Consider the following 14,667-nt stretch of genomic DNA (forward strand, 5'->3'; position numbering starts at 1 on the left):
ACTACAATAAGTTATTGTCTATATATAGAAGAAAGTATCTTTTCCCCTGTTTTTTTGAAAAGAAGAGTCACTTATTTAATGTATAGAAATTTTTTTTGTTAAACCTCACGATACATCAGGAAAAAAGTAGTTTTAAAGGCTAAAAAAGCTTGCAATCACGCTTTGTATTGTGTATAATTTCAAGGGTGCTGTGTTCAGACTAACACAACACAGATGGGGGACCGGAAGAAAACCTATCAGGCTGGGAAACGAAAGGTTGCGACACGCCCGGAAGAGTTGCCATGGAAGGTCGTGGCGGATATTTTCGTGGAGCTATGTCTAATTTTTAAAATAGGCGAAGGAGGGAAAAAAATGGCAAAGCAAAAAATTCGTATTCGTTTAAAAGCGTATGAACATCGTGTTTTAGATCAGTCTGCAGAGAAAATTGTAGAAACAGCAAAGAGAACAGGAGCTGATATCTCAGGTCCGATTCCACTACCAACGGAACGTTCAGTGTATACAGTTATTCGTGCGACACATAAATACAAAGATTCACGTGAACAATTTGAAATGCGAACTCACAAACGTCTGATTGACATTGTGAACCCTACACCAAAGACAGTTGATGCTTTAATGAAGCTAGACTTGCCAAGCGGTGTAAATATTGAGATCAAACTATAAAAAAATAAGATGATGGAGGTGTACTCATGACCAAAGGAATCTTAGGAACAAAAGTAGGTATGACGCAAATTTTTACGGAAATCGGAGAACTAATTCCAGTAACAGTAATCGAAGCTGAACCAAACGTTGTTTTACAAGTTAAAACAAACGAAACAGACGGTTACGAAGCTGTGCAGCTTGGTTTTCAAAGTAAACGTGAAATTTTAGCGAACAAACCTGCGAAAGGTCATGTTGCTAAAGCAAAAGCAACTCCTAAGCGCTTCATTAAAGAGTTTAAAGATGTTGAGCTGGGAGAATACGAAGTAGGACAGGAAATAACGGTAGATGTTTTCCAAGCGGGTGACATCGTAAACGTAACAGGTACAACGAAGGGTAAAGGATACCAAGGGGTTATCAAACGCCATGGTCAAGCACGTGGGCCAATGAGCCACGGTTCTCGCTACCATCGTCGTCCTGGGTCAATGGGTCCAGTCGATCCGAATCGCGTATTTAAAAATAAAAAATTAGCCGGACAAATGGGTGGCGATCGTGTCACTATCCAAAACTTGGAAGTTGTGCGGGTAGATCCTGAGAAAAATGTTATCTTGATCAAAGGTAATGTGCCAGGTTCTAAAAAATCGTTAGTTCAAATTCAGCAGTCAGCAAAAGCTGCTAAATAATTGTCGAAGAGAGGAGGAACTAAGGAATGACAACTGTAGCATTATTTAAACAAGATGGTACAAAAAATGGTGAAGTAGAATTAAACGAGTCCATTTTCGGTATCGAACCAAATGAAAGTGTCGTATTTGATGCAATTATTATGCAACGTGCTTCTCTGAGACAAGGAACACATGCAGTCAAAAATCGCAGTGCGGTTCGCGGCGGTGGTCGCAAACCATGGCGTCAAAAAGGAACAGGCCGTGCCCGTCAAGGGTCAATTCGTTCACCACAATGGCGTGGAGGAGGCATTGTTTTTGGACCAACACCACGTTCATACGGCTACAAACTTCCTAGAAAAGTTCGTCGATTAGCAATTCGTTCAGTATTATCTGAGAAAGTTGCTCAAAATAATTTGGTAGTAGTAGATGCATTGACATTTGATGCACCTAAAACAAAAGACTTCAAAGAGGTTTTATCTAACTTGGACGTCACAGCCAAAGTGTTGTTAGTACTAGAAGACGGCAATGATTTCGCAGCGTTATCAGCTCGTAATCTGCCAAATGTTTCTATCGTATCAGCTGGAAATGTCAGTGTGTTGGATGTTGTATCCAATGATAAAATGCTGATGACTCAAGCTGCCCTTACTCAATTAGAGGAGGTGCTTGCATAATGGAATTATTTGATGTCATTAAAAAGCCGGTTATCACTGAGGAATCCATGTTGGCAATGGACGAGAAAAAATATACGTTTGACGTAGATACTCGTGCCAATAAAACATTAGTTAAACAAGCGGTTGAAGCAGCGTTTGATGTGAAAGTTAAAAATGTTAACATCATGAATGTTAAACCTAAATTAAAACGGATGGGTCGTTACGCCGGATATACAAACAAACGTCGTAAAGCAATTGTGACTCTGACAGAAGATTCGAAAGAAATTCAAATATTTGACGGCGAATAGCCTCAAGTAAGCTACTCATTTTTAAAGTAGGAGGGAATATACGTGGCGATTAGAAAGTATAAACCAACCACGAATGGTCGTCGTAATATGACATCCCTTGATTTTTCTGAAATCACAACAACTAAACCAGAAAAATCTTTATTGCAATCAGCAAAAAACAATGCTGGCCGTAATAACATGGGACGTATTACTGTACGCCATCAAGGTGGTGGACATAAACGTCAATATCGTTTGATCGACTTCAAACGTAATAAAGACAATATCGTAGCGACAGTCAAAACGATCGAATATGATCCAAACAGAACAGCGAATATCGCTTTGATTCACTATGAAGATGGTGTGAAAGGTTACATCCTTGCGCCAAAAGGTTTGCAAGTTGGAGATAAAGTTGTCTCTGGAACAGATGCAGACATTAAGCTGGGAAATACATTACCGCTTGAAAACATTCCAGTTGGTACAGTAGTTCACAACATTGAAATGAAACCAGGTAAAGGCGGACAATTGATTCGTTCTGCTGGAACTAAAGCACAAGTTTTAGGTAAAGAGGGCAAATATGTTTTAGTTCGTTTGAACTCAGGCGAAGTTCGCATGATTTTGGGAACTTGCCGTGCAACTGTCGGTGCAGTAGGTAATGAACAGCATGAGTTAATCAATGTTGGTAAAGCTGGACGCAGTCGTTGGTTGAGAAAACGCCCAACAGTGCGTGGTAGTGTTATGAACCCTAATGATCACCCACATGGTGGTGGGGAAGGTAAGGCACCAATCGGTATGCCATCACCAATGACACCATGGGGCAAACCAACATTAGGTTATAAGACTCGTAAGAAATCCAAAAATGATAAATTAATCGTTCGTCGTCGTAAAACGAAATAAAATGATTTAATCAATCGCGAATTTTGAGAGGAGGTTCACCATGGGTCGCAGTTTGAAGAAGGGTCCTTTTTGTGACGATCATCTGATGAAGAAAGTATTGGAGCAAAAAGACCTATCAAAGAAAAAAGTAATCAAGACATGGTCACGCCGTTCTACAATTTTCCCAAATTTTGTAGGTTATACTATTGCAGTATATGATGGCAGAAAACATGTTCCAGTATATATTCAAGAAGATATGGTTGGGCATAAATTAGGTGAATTTGCACCAACAAGAACATTCCGTGGTCACTCAGGTGATGACAAAAAAACAGGTCGTTAATTATTGAGGGGAGGAATTGCAGATGACTGAACAAATTACTTCAGCAAGAGCAACTGCCAATACAGTTCGCACTTCACCTCGTAAAGCACGTTTAGTAATTGACTTGATTAGAGGTAAAAGTGTGGCGGAAGCAATTTCAATTTTGAAATACACGCCAAATAAAGCAGCGACATTGATTGAAAAAGTATTGATGTCAGCAGTAGCGAATGCAGAAAACAATTATGATTTAGATGTTGAGAATTTGGTAGTATCTGAAGCATTTGTGAACGAAGGACCAACGATGAAACGTTTCCGTCCGCGTGCCAAAGGATCAGCTTCACCAATCAACAAAAGAACAAGTCATATTACAGTAGTAGTGACTGAGAAATAAGGAGGGACAATCAGTGGGTCAAAAAGTAAATCCAACGGGTCTACGTGTCGGAATCATCCGCGGCTGGGATGCTAAATGGTATGCTGAAAAAGAGTATGCTGAATACTTGCATGAAGACTTGAGAATTCGCAAATATATCGCGAAGAACCTTGCTGATGCCGCAGTTTCAACAGTTGAAATCGAACGTGCCGCTAACCGCGTTAACGTGTCGATCCATACAGCTAAACCAGGTATGGTAATTGGTAAAGGCGGATCAGAGGTTGAAAAATTACGTAAAAAGTTAAATGCACTAACTGGTAAAAGAGTGCATATCAACATTATAGAAATTAAAAAACCTGATTTGGATGCTAAACTAGTCGGTGAAGGAATTGCACGACAACTGGAAAATCGTGTGGCTTTCCGCCGTGCTCAAAAACAAGCGATCCAACGGACAATGAGAGCTGGCGCTCAAGGAATCAAAACATTGGTTTCTGGACGTTTGAACGGAGCAGACATTGCAAGATCAGAAGGCTATTCAGAAGGAACAGTGCCACTTCATACCTTACGTGCAGACATTGACTATGCGTGGGAAGAAGCAGATACAACATACGGAAAACTAGGAGTTAAAGTGTGGATTTATCGCGGAGAAATCCTTCCAGAAGCGAAAAACACTGAGAAAGGAGGGAAATAAACATGTTAGTACCTAAACGTGTTAAATATCGTCGTGAGTTTCGAGGTAAAATGCGCGGTGAAGCCAAAGGCGGCAAAGATGTTTCTTTTGGTGAATACGGCTTGCAAGCCTTAGATTCTCAATGGATCACAAACAGACAGATTGAAGCGGCTCGTATTGCGATGACTCGTTATATGAAACGTGGCGGGAAAGTATGGATCAAAATTTTCCCTCATAAATCTTATACAGCCAAAGCCATCGGAGTTCGTATGGGTTCTGGTAAAGGGGCACCTGAAGGATGGGTAGCACCTGTTAAACGAGGAAAAATCATGTTTGAAATTGCTGGTGTTGATGAAGCGACTGCTCGCGAAGCATTGCGTCTGGCTGCACACAAACTGCCGGTAAGAAGCAAATTTGTAAAACGTGAAGAAATGGGTGGTGAATCGAATGAAAGTTAATGAAATCAAAGAACTAACCACTGCCGAAATGCTTGAAAAAGAAAAGGAATTTAAAGAAGAATTATTCAACTTGAGATTCCAACTGGCTACAGGTCAACTTGAAGATACGTCACGTATTAAGAAAGTACGTCAATCGATTGCCCGCATCAAAACAGTTTTGCGAGCACAAGAAAAGTAATAATGGAAGGAGGCCATACGTATGACTGAAAGAAATGAGCGTAAAGTTTACCAAGGACGTGTTATTTCAGACAAAATGGACAAAACCATTACAGTTGTTGTTGAAACAAGAAAGACACATAAAGTTTATGGTAAACGAGTAAAATATTCTAAGAAATACAAAGCACACGATGAAAATAATGTTGCTAAAACAGGCGATATCGTGAAAATTATGGAAACTCGTCCATTATCCGCTACTAAACGTTTTCGTTTGTTAGAGGTTGTAGAAGAAGCAGTTATCATCTAAGCGAGATTTTCCTATAGATTGTAAGTTGAAATCTGAAAGGAGGATACTATAGTGATCCAAACAGAAAGTCGTTTAAAAGTGGCTGACAACTCAGGTGCAAGAGAAGTTTTAGCAATTAAAGTACTTGGCGGTTCCGGTCGTAACAACGCAAACATTGGTGATGTGATTGTTGCTTCGGTTAAACAAGCAACGCCAGGCGGAGTTGTTAAAAAAGGTGATATTGTCAAAGCTGTTATTGTAAGGACAAAATCAGGAGCTCGTCGTCCGGACGGTTCATATATCAAATTTGATGAAAATGCATGTGTGATTATCCGGGATGATAAGAGTCCGCGTGGTACTCGTATCTTTGGACCGGTTGCTCGTGAATTGCGTGATAGCAACTTCATGAAAATCATTTCATTAGCACCAGAAGTATTATAATTTATAGCTATCCAAAGGAGGTGCGAGACAAAATGTTCGTTAAAAAAGGCGATAAAGTGAAAGTTCTTACTGGAAAAGATAAGGACAAAGAAGGCATTGTATTAACTGTATTTCCTAAAAATAACCGTGTCATCGTTGAAGGGGTCAATATGGTGAAAAAGCACCAGAAGCCTAGCGCTGCTGCTCCTCAGGGAGGCATCGTTGAAACTGAAAGTGCCATCCATGCATCTAACGTGATGGTTGTTGATCCATCAACTGGAGAACCAACAAGAGTTGGGCATAAAGTGGTTGACGGGAAAAAAGTTCGTGTGTCTAAAAAAACTGGTGAAGTTTTAGATAAGTAGAAGTATCGAAAGGAGGGACCAACGGAAAATGAACCGCCTGAAAGAAAAATACCTTAATGAAGTTACTCCGTCTTTAGTGGAGAAATTTAATTATAAATCTGTTATGCAAGCACCTAAGGTTGAGAAAATCGTAATCAACATGGGTGTGGGTGACGCTGTATCTAATGCTAAGAACTTAGATAAGGCTGTCGAAGAATTAACACTGATATCAGGACAAAAACCTGTAATCACAAAGGCAAGAAAATCAATTGCTGGCTTTAGATTGCGTGAAGGCATGCCTATTGGCTGTAAAGTAACCTTGCGCGGCGAAAGAATGTATGAATTCTTGGATAAACTAGTCAATGTTTCCTTACCTCGTGTGCGAGATTTCCATGGTGCCAGCAAAAAATCATTTGATGGACGCGGAAATTACACTTTGGGAGTGAAAGAACAATTAATATTCCCAGAAGTTGATTACGATTTAGTCGATAAAGTGCGTGGAATGGATATAGTTATCGTGACTACTGCTAAGACTGATGAAGAATCTCGTGAATTGTTATCATTACTTGGAATGCCATTCCAAAAATAATTAAAGGAGGCGAACTACGTGGCTAAAAAATCAATGATTGCTAAAAACAAACGTCCGGCAAAATTCTCCACACAAGAATATACTCGCTGTGAACGTTGTGGTCGTCCACATTCAGTTTATCGTAAATTTAAACTTTGCCGTATTTGCTTCCGCGAACTTGCCCATAAGGGACAAATTCCCGGCGTGAAGAAAGCAAGCTGGTAAACTTAATCCTAAGTGAAGGATCTCTATCCTAGAAAGTCTATTTTTAAGGCATAGCGGATACCGGATCTAAAAGTAGAGAAGGAGGTACATAATTCAATGGTCATGACAGATCCAATTGCAGATTTTCTAACACGCATTCGTAATGCAAACATGGTAAAACATGAAATGCTAGAAGTACCTGCATCAAAAATTAAACATGATATCGCAAATATCCTTAAAAACGAAGGATTCATCCGCGATGTTGAATATATTGAAGATGATAAGCAAGGCATCATTCGGGTTTTCATGAAATACGGACGTAATGACGAACGTGTTATCACAAACTTAAAACGTATTTCTAAACCGGGACTTAGAGCCTACGTAAAAGCTGAAGAAGTGCCAAAAGTATTAAATGGACTTGGCATAGCGATTATTTCTACTTCTGAAGGTGTCATCACAGACAAAGAAGCTAGGGAGCGCAATGTCGGCGGAGAAGTATTAGCTTACGTTTGGTAATTGCAAGAAAGTATAAGGAGGTGTCTTGAGTGAGCCGTATTGGTAAGAAACCAATTAATGTCCCTGCAGGTGTTACTGTTACACAAAATGGGGAAAAAGTGACTGTAAAAGGTCCTAATGGAGAATTGACTCGTGAATTTGTTGCGAACATTGCCATTAAGATTGAAGAAAATGAAATAACTTTGACACGTGAAAACGATGAAAAAGAAAGCCGTTCATTGCATGGTACGATGCGTTCTAATTTGGATAACATGATCACAGGTGTGAGCAAAGGGTTTGAAAAACAACTTGAGCTGATTGGGGTCGGATACCGTGCCCAAATGCAAGGTAAAAAACTTGTGCTTAATGTTGGCTATTCTCATCCAGTAGAATTCGAATCACCTGAAGGAATTACAATCGAAGTTCCAACAAACACACAAGTGATTGTAAAGGGTGCAAACAAGGAACATGTTGGTGAATTGGCAGCAAATATTCGCGGCGTACGCCCACCAGAGCCATATAAAGGCAAAGGAATTCGCTATGTTGGTGAATATGTAAGACGTAAAGAAGGTAAGACCGGTAAGTAGGTCTTGCAACTAAAATAAACTATTGAGGTGACAATTGTGATTTCAAAACCAGATAAAAACACAACGCGTCAGAAAAGACATAAACGCGTGCGTAAAAATCTTTCTGGTACTGCTGAGTGCCCACGCTTAAATGTATTTCGTTCAAATACAAACATCTACGCTCAATTGATTGATGACGTAGCGGGTGTGACGCTAGCAAGTGCCTCTACCTTAGATAAAGAAATTTCAGGTGGAAATAAAACTGAACAAGCTGCTGCAGTTGGTGCATTAGTTGCCAAACGCGCAGTTGACAAAGGATACAAAGAAGTAGTCTTTGACCGTGGTGGTTACCTTTACCATGGCCGTGTGGCAGCATTGGCTGAAGCAGCACGTGAAAACGGACTAGAATTTTAAGAAAAGGAGGAATACCATTCATGGCTTATATCGATCCAAAAGGATTTGAACTAGAAGACCGTGTTGTTGCTATCAACCGTGTAACTAAAGTTGTCAAAGGCGGCCGTCGTCTGCGTTTTGCTGCTTTAGTTGTAGTGGGTGACAGAAATGGACACGTTGGCTTCGGTACAGGTAAAGCGCAAGAAGTACCTGAAGCGATTCGTAAAGCAATTGAAAATGCAAAGAAAAATCTAATTGAAGTACCAATGGTAGGTTCAACCGTTCCTCATGAAGTCATTGGTGTTTATAGCGGAGGCCGTACATTGATCAAACCGGCAGTTGCGGGTTCAGGAGTTGCCGCTGGGGGACCAGTTCGTGCCGTCTTGGAGCTTGCTGGTGTTGCTGACGTGACTAGCAAGTCGCTAGGATGTAACACACCGATCAACGTTATTCGTGCGACGATGGAAGGTCTATCTCGTTTGAAACGTGTTGAAGAAGTGGCTGAACTTCGTGGCAAAACTGTAGAAGAAATTTTAGGATAAAAGGAGGACTATATAATGTCTCAAGTGAAAATCACATTGAAACGCAGCGTTATCGGACGTCCTCAAAACCAAAAAGATACAGTTAAAGCACTAGGCTTAGGCAAACTGAACAGTTTTGTTATCAAACCAGAGAATGAAGCTATTCAAGGAATGATTAACACTGTATCACATTTAGTGGACGTTGAAAAAGTTTAATACAACTAATTAGACTAATAAAGAGGAGGTGCCGATAGTATGAAGCTTAATGAGTTACAACCCTCAGAAGGATCAAGACATGTGCGTAATCGGGTTGGACGCGGAACATCATCCGGAAATGGTAAAACAGCCGGTAGAGGACAAAAAGGACAAAAATCTCGCTCAGGCGGTGGTGTGCGCTTAGGCTTTGAAGGTGGACAAACACCATTGTTCCAAAGATTGCCAAAACGTGGATTTACCAACATCAACCGCAAAGAGTATGCTGTGGTCAACTTGGACGTGTTAGAGAAATTCGAGAACGGTACAGAAGTAACACCAGCATTGCTTATTGAGTCTGGCATGATTAAAGACGAAAAAGCAGGGATCAAAGTCTTAGCAAATGGTGCATTAACTAAAAAATTAACAGTGAAAGCTGCTAAATTTTCAAAAAGTGCGCAAGAAGCTATTGAATCAGCTGGCGGTTCAATCGAGGTGATCTAATGTTTAGACTATTGAAAGATGCGTTCAAAGTAAAAGATATTCGTAATCGTATTTTCTTTACGCTTTTTATCTTGTTCGCTTTTCGTTTAGGAGCTCATATATCAGTTCCTGGAGTCAATGTAAAAGCATTAGCGGCACTTAGTGAAAATCCGTTGTTTAGTATGATCAATACGGTCAGCGGTAGTGCGATGCAAAACTTCTCATTGTTTGCAATGGGGGTTTCGCCATACATTACCTCGTCTATTGTCATTCAACTATTACAAATGGACATTGTGCCAAAATTCGTTGAATGGTCCAAGCAGGGAGAAGTCGGGCGTCGAAAATTAAATCAGGCCACACGTTATTTGACATTAGGATTGGGTTTCATGCAGTCCATTGCCTTAACAACGGGATTTAATCAATATGCAGGTCAAAGCTTCCTATATGATACAGGCATAAAAACCTACATCACTATTGGAATTATTTTAACCTCAGGAACCATGCTTTTGACTTGGCTGGGAGAGCAAATTTCAGAAAAAGGCATCGGAAATGGTGTTTCCATGATCATCTTTGCCGGGATTATTTCAAGATTACCTTCGGGGATCGTGAGCCTAGTAGAAGATAGATTTATCAACATCAGATCTGAGGATCTTTGGAAATCTGCAATTTTTACCCTTGTATTGCTGATCGCAGTTTTTGCCATTATTACGTTTGTGACGTATTTTAATCAGGCAGAGCGTAAAATACCGATCCAATATACGAAAAGAGTGGCAGGTGCTCCTCAGAGCAGCTACTTACCGTTGAAAGTCAACGCAGCAGGAGTTATTCCAGTGATTTTTGCCAGTTCGATTATTACGACACCAGGTCAAATTTTGCAATTCGTTGCAAAAAATCACAGCGCATCAGGCTGGTATCAAATACTAAAGGAAATTTTTGATTATTCAACGCCGCTGGGAGGCACGTTGTACGCCGTCCTGATTATAGCGTTCACCTTTTTCTATGCTTTTGTTCAGGTCAATCCTGAAAAAGTCGCAGAAAATTTACAAAAACAAGGAAGTTATATTCCAAGTGTACGTCCAGGAAAAGGAACAGAAGACTATATTTCAAGTGTATTGCTGCATTTGAGTGTGGCGGGTTCATTATTCCTGACAGCAGTAGCCATCTTGCCAATCATCGCGCAAAATCTGTTCGACCTTCCAATAGCCATTGGCTTAGGGGGAACTAGTTTATTGATTGCGATAGGTGTGGCTTTGGAAACTGCAAAACAATTAGAAGGCTTACTGATGAAGCGTAAGTACACAGGCTTTATCGCTGAGTAAGAGCATGTGTTGGAGGAGTTGACCTTCAGCACTACTCTCGAACTTGCTAGGAGGATAAACCAATATGAATCTTATTATAATGGGTTTACCAGGAGCTGGAAAAGGCACTCAGGCAGAAAGAATCATTGATGCTTATCATATTCCACAGATTTCGACTGGGGATATGTTTCGAGAAGCAATGAAAAATCAAACTGCCCTAGGTGTGGAAGCGAAGACTTATATTGATAAAGGCGAGCTTGTTCCAGACGATGTGACCAATGGTATTGTGAAGGAGCGTCTCAATCAAAAAGATACCGACAAAGGCTTTTTGCTGGACGGTTTTCCACGGACTATTGACCAAAGTAACGCTTTGGAAGAAATAATGTCAGACTTAGGCAAAAAAATTGATGCTGTCATCAACATTCATGTGGAAGAAAATATTTTAATAGACCGTTTAGCTGGTCGCTTTATTTGTAAAGATTGCGGAGCTACTTATCACAAGCTGAATCATCCGCCAAAAGTTGAAGGAACCTGTGACCGCTGCGGCGGACATGACTTCTATCAGCGGGAGGATGACAAGCCGGAGATCGTAAAAAATCGTTTGGCAGTCAATGTCAGAGATAGTGCCCCGATTATTGAATACTATAAAGAAAAAGGTCTTCTGCATACAATCGACGGAAATCGCGAGATAGATGCTGTATTCAAAGATGTGCAAAAAATCATCAACAGTCTCTAAAACTTCAAGCCAAGAAAGTAACTGTTATACTTGTGGCTCTGTTTTTAACACACAGTGATGTCGTTAAATGCCCTGCGAGTCCACTTTTAATTAAAGTGACTTTATGTTATAATTGGCAGGTTGAGGCGTTATAAATCAAGGCCAGAGTGCCGGAGCGGTTTTTATCGTACGATGATGACAAACAAGTAATAAGGAGGTACTCAAAATGGCAAAAGAAGATGTGATTGAAATTGAAGGAACAGTTGTTGATACTTTGCCGAATGCGATGTTTAAAGTAGAATTAGAAAATGGCCATGAAGTGTTAGCTCACGTATCCGGGAAAATCAGAATGCACTACATTCGAATTCTTCCAGGAGACAGGGTGACAGTTGAATTGTCTCCCTATGATTTAACTAGAGGTCGTATCACTTATCGCTTTAAATAGTGCACTCCGTAAAATCAAGGAGGTATAATATTATGAAAGTAAGACCATCAGTAAAACCAATTTGTGAAAAATGCAAAGTGATTCGCCGAAAAGGTCGGGTTATGGTTATTTGCGAAAATCCAAAACATAAACAACGCCAAGGATAATAGGAGGTGTAGCATAAATGGCTCGTATTGCAGGAGTAGATATTCCTCGTGATAAACGCGTGGTTATTTCACTTACATATATTTTCGGTATCGGAAAAAACACTGCTCAAAAAGTGTTGGCTGATGCTGGAGTTTCAGAAGACATTCGTGTTCGAGAATTAACAAATGATCAATTAGATAAAATCCGTGCAGAAGTAGATAAACTTAAAATCGAAGGTGATTTGCGCCGTGAAGTGAACTTGAACATCAAACGTTTGATGGAAATTGGTTCATACCGTGGTATCCGTCATCGTCGTGGGTTACCTACACGCGGACAAAACACAAAAAACAATGCACGTACTCGTAAAGGCCCAGCTCGTGCTATCGCTGGCAAGAAAAAATAAATCACTTGTGAAGGAGGTTAGAACTTCATGGTAGCAAAGAAAGTTAGCAAAAAACGTCGTGTGAAAAAGAATATTGAAACGGGCATAGCTCATATTCATTCTACTTTTAATAACTCGATCGTAATGATTACAGATGTTCATGGAAATGCCATTTCATGGTCGTCTGCAGGCGCTTTAGGTTTCAAAGGTAGTAAAAAATCAACGCCATTTGCAGCCCAAATGGCAGCTGAGGCAGCGGCTAAAACTGCGATGGAACATGGACTAAAATCTGTTGATGTAACAGTTAAAGGCCCAGGTTCAGGTCGTGAAGCTGCAATTCGTTCATTACAAGCAACAGGGTTAGAAGTGACAGCGATTCGTGACGTCACTCCAGTTCCTCATAATGGATGCCGCCCTCCAAAACGCCGTCGTGTTTAATGCGCGTCTTTCATTTTGAGTTTAAGCTTAAATGCGTCATTGAACGTGACACTTTTCGTTTTGAAAGGGGTATAGATAAGAATGATTGAATTTGAAAAACCACGGATCACAAAAATTGATGAGGATAGAGATTATGGCAAGTTCGTCATTGAACCGCTTGAAAGAGGTTATGGGACTACTTTAGGTAATTCTCTTCGTCGTATTTTACTTTCTTCACTACCGGGGGCAGCGATTACCAGCCTGCAGATTGATGGTGTTCTTCATGAATTTTCCACTGTTAAAGGTGTAAAAGAAGATGTAACACAAATCATTTTGAACATTAAAGGCTTGGCAATGAAGCTCTACAGTGAAGAGGAAAAATCCCTTGAAATAGATGTTACTGGACCTGCAATCGTCACTGCGGGTGATATCATTGTAGACAGTGATGTTGAAATTTTGAACAAAGATTTATATATCTGCAATGTTGCAGAAGGCGCATCTTTGCATGCCAGACTGGTTGTAAAACCTGGTCGAGGTTATGTGCAAGCTGATGACAATAAACACGAAGATATGCCGATTGGTGTTTTGCCAGTTGATTCGATTTATACACCGGTTCGCCGAGTGAATTATCAAGTGGAAAATACACGTGTCGGTCGTCGTGATGACTTTGACAAACTGACGTTAGAAGTATGGACAGACGGCTCTATCATGCCTCAAGAATCCATCAGTTTGGCTGCCAAAATATTGACCGAGCATCTGGACATTTTTGTCAACCTGACAGATGAAGCAAAAAATGCTGAAATCATGGTTGAAAAAGAAGAAACACAAAAAGAAAAAATGCTCGAAATGACTATTGAAGAGTTGGACCTTTCAGTTCGTTCATACAACTGCTTGAAGAGAGCAGGTATCAACACTGTACAGGAATTGACTAATAAGTCTGAGGCAGAAATGATCAAAGTGCGTAATTTGGGACGTAAATCATTAGATGAAGTCAAATTCAAATTAAGCGAATTGGAATTGGCCTTGCGTCAAGATGACTAAAAATTTTAATTAAACAGACCGCTATTTCAAACATAAGTTAGTTTTAGAATAGAGGAGATTAAACCTTTTATAGATAAAGGAGGGAATTAACATGAGTTATCGTAAATTAGGTCGTACAAGTAGTCAGCGTAAAGCGATGTTAAGAGATTTGACTACAGACTTGATAATCAATGAAAAGATCGTAACGACTGAAGCACGTGCGAAAGAAGTACGTTCAACAGCGGAAAAAATGATCACTTTAGGTAAGCGTGGAGATTTGCATGCTCGTCGTCGTGCAGCATCATTTGTTAGAAATGAAATTGCAGACGTGAGAGAAGAAAACGAAGAAATCGTCATTGAAACAGCTTTACAAAAACTGTTTGACGATATTGCTCCTCGTTATGCTGAGCGTAACGGCGGGTACACACGTATTTTAAAAACAGAACCACGCCGCGGTGATGCCGCTCAAATGGTTATTTTAGAACTTGTCTAATAAAAAAACTATACCATCACTTTATTGATGATTTATTTAGAGTGTTATGATGTTGGAATGAGGCTCATCTTCATTTCCTAGTCTAGCTCGTGGTGGCTACTCTCCGACTTCCTTTTTAGGAGTTGGAGAGGCAGCGCTCATCATATGAAGTGTTTTTTTGTATGTTTTTTTAGATTTTCGGTTGTTGTTCTATCTGTCCGTCGTTCGTCTTTGATAAG

Annotated in this window: 29 protein-coding genes; all 29 read left to right on the forward strand. The window is 40.2% G+C overall.

Annotated features, from left to right (window positions below):
* Positions 1–351: 351 nt before the first annotated feature.
* Positions 352–660 carry a 30S ribosomal protein S10 gene (rpsJ, locus tag CBF29_RS07295; RefSeq protein ID WP_126809027.1) on the forward strand — a complete coding sequence of 103 codons (309 nt, stop codon included), beginning with the start codon at positions 352–354 and terminating at the stop codon, positions 658–660.
* A 26-nt stretch (positions 661–686) separates the two neighbouring features.
* Entirely contained in the window at positions 687–1,319 is a 633-nt protein-coding gene (gene rplC / locus CBF29_RS07300) for a 50S ribosomal protein L3 (protein ID WP_126809030.1), read from the forward strand.
* Between the two features lie 26 nt (positions 1,320–1,345).
* Positions 1,346–1,969 (forward strand): 50S ribosomal protein L4, encoded by a 624-nt coding sequence (gene rplD, locus CBF29_RS07305; RefSeq protein WP_126809033.1) that lies wholly within the window; start codon positions 1,346–1,348, stop codon positions 1,967–1,969.
* On the forward strand, positions 1,969–2,256 hold the full coding sequence (locus tag CBF29_RS07310; protein ID WP_126809036.1) for a 50S ribosomal protein L23: 288 nt from the start codon (positions 1,969–1,971) through the stop codon (positions 2,254–2,256). Before rplD ends, CBF29_RS07310 begins: the two co-directional genes overlap by 1 nt.
* Before the next feature lie 42 nt (positions 2,257–2,298).
* On the forward strand, positions 2,299–3,129 hold the full coding sequence (rplB, locus tag CBF29_RS07315) for a 50S ribosomal protein L2 (protein WP_126809040.1): 831 nt from the start codon (positions 2,299–2,301) through the stop codon (positions 3,127–3,129).
* A gap of 40 nt (positions 3,130–3,169) precedes the next feature.
* The gene (rpsS, locus tag CBF29_RS07320; RefSeq protein WP_126809042.1) at positions 3,170–3,448 is read left to right on the forward strand and encodes a 30S ribosomal protein S19; all 279 of its coding nucleotides are present in this window, start codon (positions 3,170–3,172) and stop codon (positions 3,446–3,448) included.
* 22 nt (positions 3,449–3,470) lie between these two features.
* Complete coding sequence (gene rplV / locus CBF29_RS07325; protein WP_126809045.1) at positions 3,471–3,818, forward strand: 50S ribosomal protein L22; 348 nt, start codon at positions 3,471–3,473, stop codon at positions 3,816–3,818.
* A 13-nt stretch (positions 3,819–3,831) separates the two neighbouring features.
* Positions 3,832–4,488: a 30S ribosomal protein S3 gene (gene rpsC, locus CBF29_RS07330; protein WP_126809048.1), complete on the forward strand. Its 657-nt coding sequence runs from the start codon at positions 3,832–3,834 to the stop codon at positions 4,486–4,488.
* A 2-nt stretch (positions 4,489–4,490) separates the two neighbouring features.
* Positions 4,491–4,925: a 50S ribosomal protein L16 gene (gene rplP / locus CBF29_RS07335; RefSeq protein WP_126809052.1), complete on the forward strand. Its 435-nt coding sequence runs from the start codon at positions 4,491–4,493 to the stop codon at positions 4,923–4,925.
* Entirely contained in the window at positions 4,915–5,103 is a 189-nt protein-coding gene (gene rpmC, locus CBF29_RS07340) for a 50S ribosomal protein L29 (RefSeq protein WP_126809054.1), read from the forward strand. Before rplP ends, rpmC begins: the two co-directional genes overlap by 11 nt.
* A gap of 21 nt (positions 5,104–5,124) precedes the next feature.
* Positions 5,125–5,388 (forward strand): 30S ribosomal protein S17, encoded by a 264-nt coding sequence (gene rpsQ / locus CBF29_RS07345; RefSeq protein WP_126809057.1) that lies wholly within the window; start codon positions 5,125–5,127, stop codon positions 5,386–5,388.
* A gap of 51 nt (positions 5,389–5,439) precedes the next feature.
* Entirely contained in the window at positions 5,440–5,808 is a 369-nt protein-coding gene (rplN, locus tag CBF29_RS07350) for a 50S ribosomal protein L14 (protein WP_126809060.1), read from the forward strand.
* A gap of 32 nt (positions 5,809–5,840) precedes the next feature.
* Positions 5,841–6,152 (forward strand): 50S ribosomal protein L24, encoded by a 312-nt coding sequence (gene rplX, locus CBF29_RS07355; protein ID WP_126809062.1) that lies wholly within the window; start codon positions 5,841–5,843, stop codon positions 6,150–6,152.
* A gap of 28 nt (positions 6,153–6,180) precedes the next feature.
* On the forward strand, positions 6,181–6,720 hold the full coding sequence (gene rplE / locus CBF29_RS07360; protein WP_126809065.1) for a 50S ribosomal protein L5: 540 nt from the start codon (positions 6,181–6,183) through the stop codon (positions 6,718–6,720).
* Between the two features lie 18 nt (positions 6,721–6,738).
* Positions 6,739–6,924: a type Z 30S ribosomal protein S14 gene (locus CBF29_RS07365; protein ID WP_125943957.1), complete on the forward strand. Its 186-nt coding sequence runs from the start codon at positions 6,739–6,741 to the stop codon at positions 6,922–6,924.
* Between the two features lie 96 nt (positions 6,925–7,020).
* Positions 7,021–7,419, forward strand: coding sequence for a 30S ribosomal protein S8 (rpsH, locus tag CBF29_RS07370; protein ID WP_126809069.1), 399 nt, complete (start codon positions 7,021–7,023; stop codon positions 7,417–7,419).
* Positions 7,420–7,448: 29 nt separating this feature from the next.
* The gene (gene rplF, locus CBF29_RS07375) at positions 7,449–7,985 is read left to right on the forward strand and encodes a 50S ribosomal protein L6 (protein WP_126809073.1); all 537 of its coding nucleotides are present in this window, start codon (positions 7,449–7,451) and stop codon (positions 7,983–7,985) included.
* A 36-nt stretch (positions 7,986–8,021) separates the two neighbouring features.
* Positions 8,022–8,378: a 50S ribosomal protein L18 gene (gene rplR, locus CBF29_RS07380; protein ID WP_126809076.1), complete on the forward strand. Its 357-nt coding sequence runs from the start codon at positions 8,022–8,024 to the stop codon at positions 8,376–8,378.
* A 20-nt stretch (positions 8,379–8,398) separates the two neighbouring features.
* A complete protein-coding gene (rpsE, locus tag CBF29_RS07385; RefSeq protein WP_126809080.1) occupies positions 8,399–8,899 on the forward strand; it encodes a 30S ribosomal protein S5 in 501 nt (166 codons plus the stop codon).
* 15 nt (positions 8,900–8,914) lie between these two features.
* Positions 8,915–9,094 (forward strand): 50S ribosomal protein L30, encoded by a 180-nt coding sequence (gene rpmD, locus CBF29_RS07390; RefSeq protein ID WP_126809082.1) that lies wholly within the window; start codon positions 8,915–8,917, stop codon positions 9,092–9,094.
* Positions 9,095–9,133: 39 nt separating this feature from the next.
* Complete coding sequence (gene rplO, locus CBF29_RS07395; RefSeq protein WP_126809085.1) at positions 9,134–9,574, forward strand: 50S ribosomal protein L15; 441 nt, start codon at positions 9,134–9,136, stop codon at positions 9,572–9,574.
* Positions 9,574–10,872 carry a preprotein translocase subunit SecY gene (gene secY / locus CBF29_RS07400; RefSeq protein WP_126809087.1) on the forward strand — a complete coding sequence of 433 codons (1,299 nt, stop codon included), beginning with the start codon at positions 9,574–9,576 and terminating at the stop codon, positions 10,870–10,872. Before rplO ends, secY begins: the two co-directional genes overlap by 1 nt.
* Before the next feature lie 64 nt (positions 10,873–10,936).
* The gene (locus CBF29_RS07405; RefSeq protein WP_126809091.1) at positions 10,937–11,587 is read left to right on the forward strand and encodes an adenylate kinase; all 651 of its coding nucleotides are present in this window, start codon (positions 10,937–10,939) and stop codon (positions 11,585–11,587) included.
* A 205-nt stretch (positions 11,588–11,792) separates the two neighbouring features.
* A complete protein-coding gene (gene infA, locus CBF29_RS07410; protein WP_126809095.1) occupies positions 11,793–12,011 on the forward strand; it encodes a translation initiation factor IF-1 in 219 nt (72 codons plus the stop codon).
* 32 nt (positions 12,012–12,043) lie between these two features.
* Positions 12,044–12,157 (forward strand): 50S ribosomal protein L36, encoded by a 114-nt coding sequence (gene rpmJ, locus CBF29_RS07415; protein ID WP_009488082.1) that lies wholly within the window; start codon positions 12,044–12,046, stop codon positions 12,155–12,157.
* A gap of 17 nt (positions 12,158–12,174) precedes the next feature.
* Complete coding sequence (gene rpsM / locus CBF29_RS07420; protein ID WP_126809098.1) at positions 12,175–12,540, forward strand: 30S ribosomal protein S13; 366 nt, start codon at positions 12,175–12,177, stop codon at positions 12,538–12,540.
* Positions 12,541–12,567: 27 nt separating this feature from the next.
* On the forward strand, positions 12,568–12,957 hold the full coding sequence (gene rpsK, locus CBF29_RS07425) for a 30S ribosomal protein S11 (protein ID WP_126809101.1): 390 nt from the start codon (positions 12,568–12,570) through the stop codon (positions 12,955–12,957).
* An 81-nt stretch (positions 12,958–13,038) separates the two neighbouring features.
* The gene (locus tag CBF29_RS07430) at positions 13,039–13,977 is read left to right on the forward strand and encodes a DNA-directed RNA polymerase subunit alpha (protein WP_126809104.1); all 939 of its coding nucleotides are present in this window, start codon (positions 13,039–13,041) and stop codon (positions 13,975–13,977) included.
* Positions 13,978–14,068: 91 nt separating this feature from the next.
* Entirely contained in the window at positions 14,069–14,449 is a 381-nt protein-coding gene (gene rplQ / locus CBF29_RS07435) for a 50S ribosomal protein L17 (protein ID WP_126809107.1), read from the forward strand.
* Positions 14,450–14,667 lie beyond the last annotated feature (218 nt).

It is taken from the genome of Vagococcus elongatus, assembly GCF_003987645.1.
Classification (GTDB): Bacteria; Bacillota; Bacilli; order Lactobacillales; family Vagococcaceae; genus Vagococcus_A; species Vagococcus_A elongatus.

Coding starts and splice junctions, on each gene's coding strand:
- infA (WP_126809095.1), top strand. CDS start 11,793: ATGGCAAAAGAAGATGTGATTGAAATTGAAGGAACAGTTGTTGATACT.
- rpmJ (WP_009488082.1), top strand. CDS start 12,044: ATGAAAGTAAGACCATCAGTAAAACCAATTTGTGAAAAATGCAAAGTG.
- CBF29_RS07310 (WP_126809036.1), top strand. CDS start 1,969: ATGGAATTATTTGATGTCATTAAAAAGCCGGTTATCACTGAGGAATCC.
- rpsK (WP_126809101.1), top strand. CDS start 12,568: ATGGTAGCAAAGAAAGTTAGCAAAAAACGTCGTGTGAAAAAGAATATT.
- rpsS (WP_126809042.1), top strand. CDS start 3,170: ATGGGTCGCAGTTTGAAGAAGGGTCCTTTTTGTGACGATCATCTGATG.
- rpmC (WP_126809054.1), top strand. CDS start 4,915: ATGAAAGTTAATGAAATCAAAGAACTAACCACTGCCGAAATGCTTGAA.
- rpsQ (WP_126809057.1), top strand. CDS start 5,125: ATGACTGAAAGAAATGAGCGTAAAGTTTACCAAGGACGTGTTATTTCA.
- rpsH (WP_126809069.1), top strand. CDS start 7,021: ATGGTCATGACAGATCCAATTGCAGATTTTCTAACACGCATTCGTAAT.
- rpmD (WP_126809082.1), top strand. CDS start 8,915: ATGTCTCAAGTGAAAATCACATTGAAACGCAGCGTTATCGGACGTCCT.
- rplC (WP_126809030.1), top strand. CDS start 687: ATGACCAAAGGAATCTTAGGAACAAAAGTAGGTATGACGCAAATTTTT.
- rplO (WP_126809085.1), top strand. CDS start 9,134: ATGAAGCTTAATGAGTTACAACCCTCAGAAGGATCAAGACATGTGCGT.
- rplP (WP_126809052.1), top strand. CDS start 4,491: ATGTTAGTACCTAAACGTGTTAAATATCGTCGTGAGTTTCGAGGTAAA.
- CBF29_RS07405 (WP_126809091.1), top strand. CDS start 10,937: ATGAATCTTATTATAATGGGTTTACCAGGAGCTGGAAAAGGCACTCAG.
- secY (WP_126809087.1), top strand. CDS start 9,574: ATGTTTAGACTATTGAAAGATGCGTTCAAAGTAAAAGATATTCGTAAT.
- rpsJ (WP_126809027.1), top strand. CDS start 352: ATGGCAAAGCAAAAAATTCGTATTCGTTTAAAAGCGTATGAACATCGT.
- rplQ (WP_126809107.1), top strand. CDS start 14,069: ATGAGTTATCGTAAATTAGGTCGTACAAGTAGTCAGCGTAAAGCGATG.
- rpsM (WP_126809098.1), top strand. CDS start 12,175: ATGGCTCGTATTGCAGGAGTAGATATTCCTCGTGATAAACGCGTGGTT.
- rplV (WP_126809045.1), top strand. CDS start 3,471: ATGACTGAACAAATTACTTCAGCAAGAGCAACTGCCAATACAGTTCGC.
- rpsE (WP_126809080.1), top strand. CDS start 8,399: ATGGCTTATATCGATCCAAAAGGATTTGAACTAGAAGACCGTGTTGTT.
- rplE (WP_126809065.1), top strand. CDS start 6,181: ATGAACCGCCTGAAAGAAAAATACCTTAATGAAGTTACTCCGTCTTTA.
- rplX (WP_126809062.1), top strand. CDS start 5,841: ATGTTCGTTAAAAAAGGCGATAAAGTGAAAGTTCTTACTGGAAAAGAT.
- rplD (WP_126809033.1), top strand. CDS start 1,346: ATGACAACTGTAGCATTATTTAAACAAGATGGTACAAAAAATGGTGAA.
- CBF29_RS07430 (WP_126809104.1), top strand. CDS start 13,039: ATGATTGAATTTGAAAAACCACGGATCACAAAAATTGATGAGGATAGA.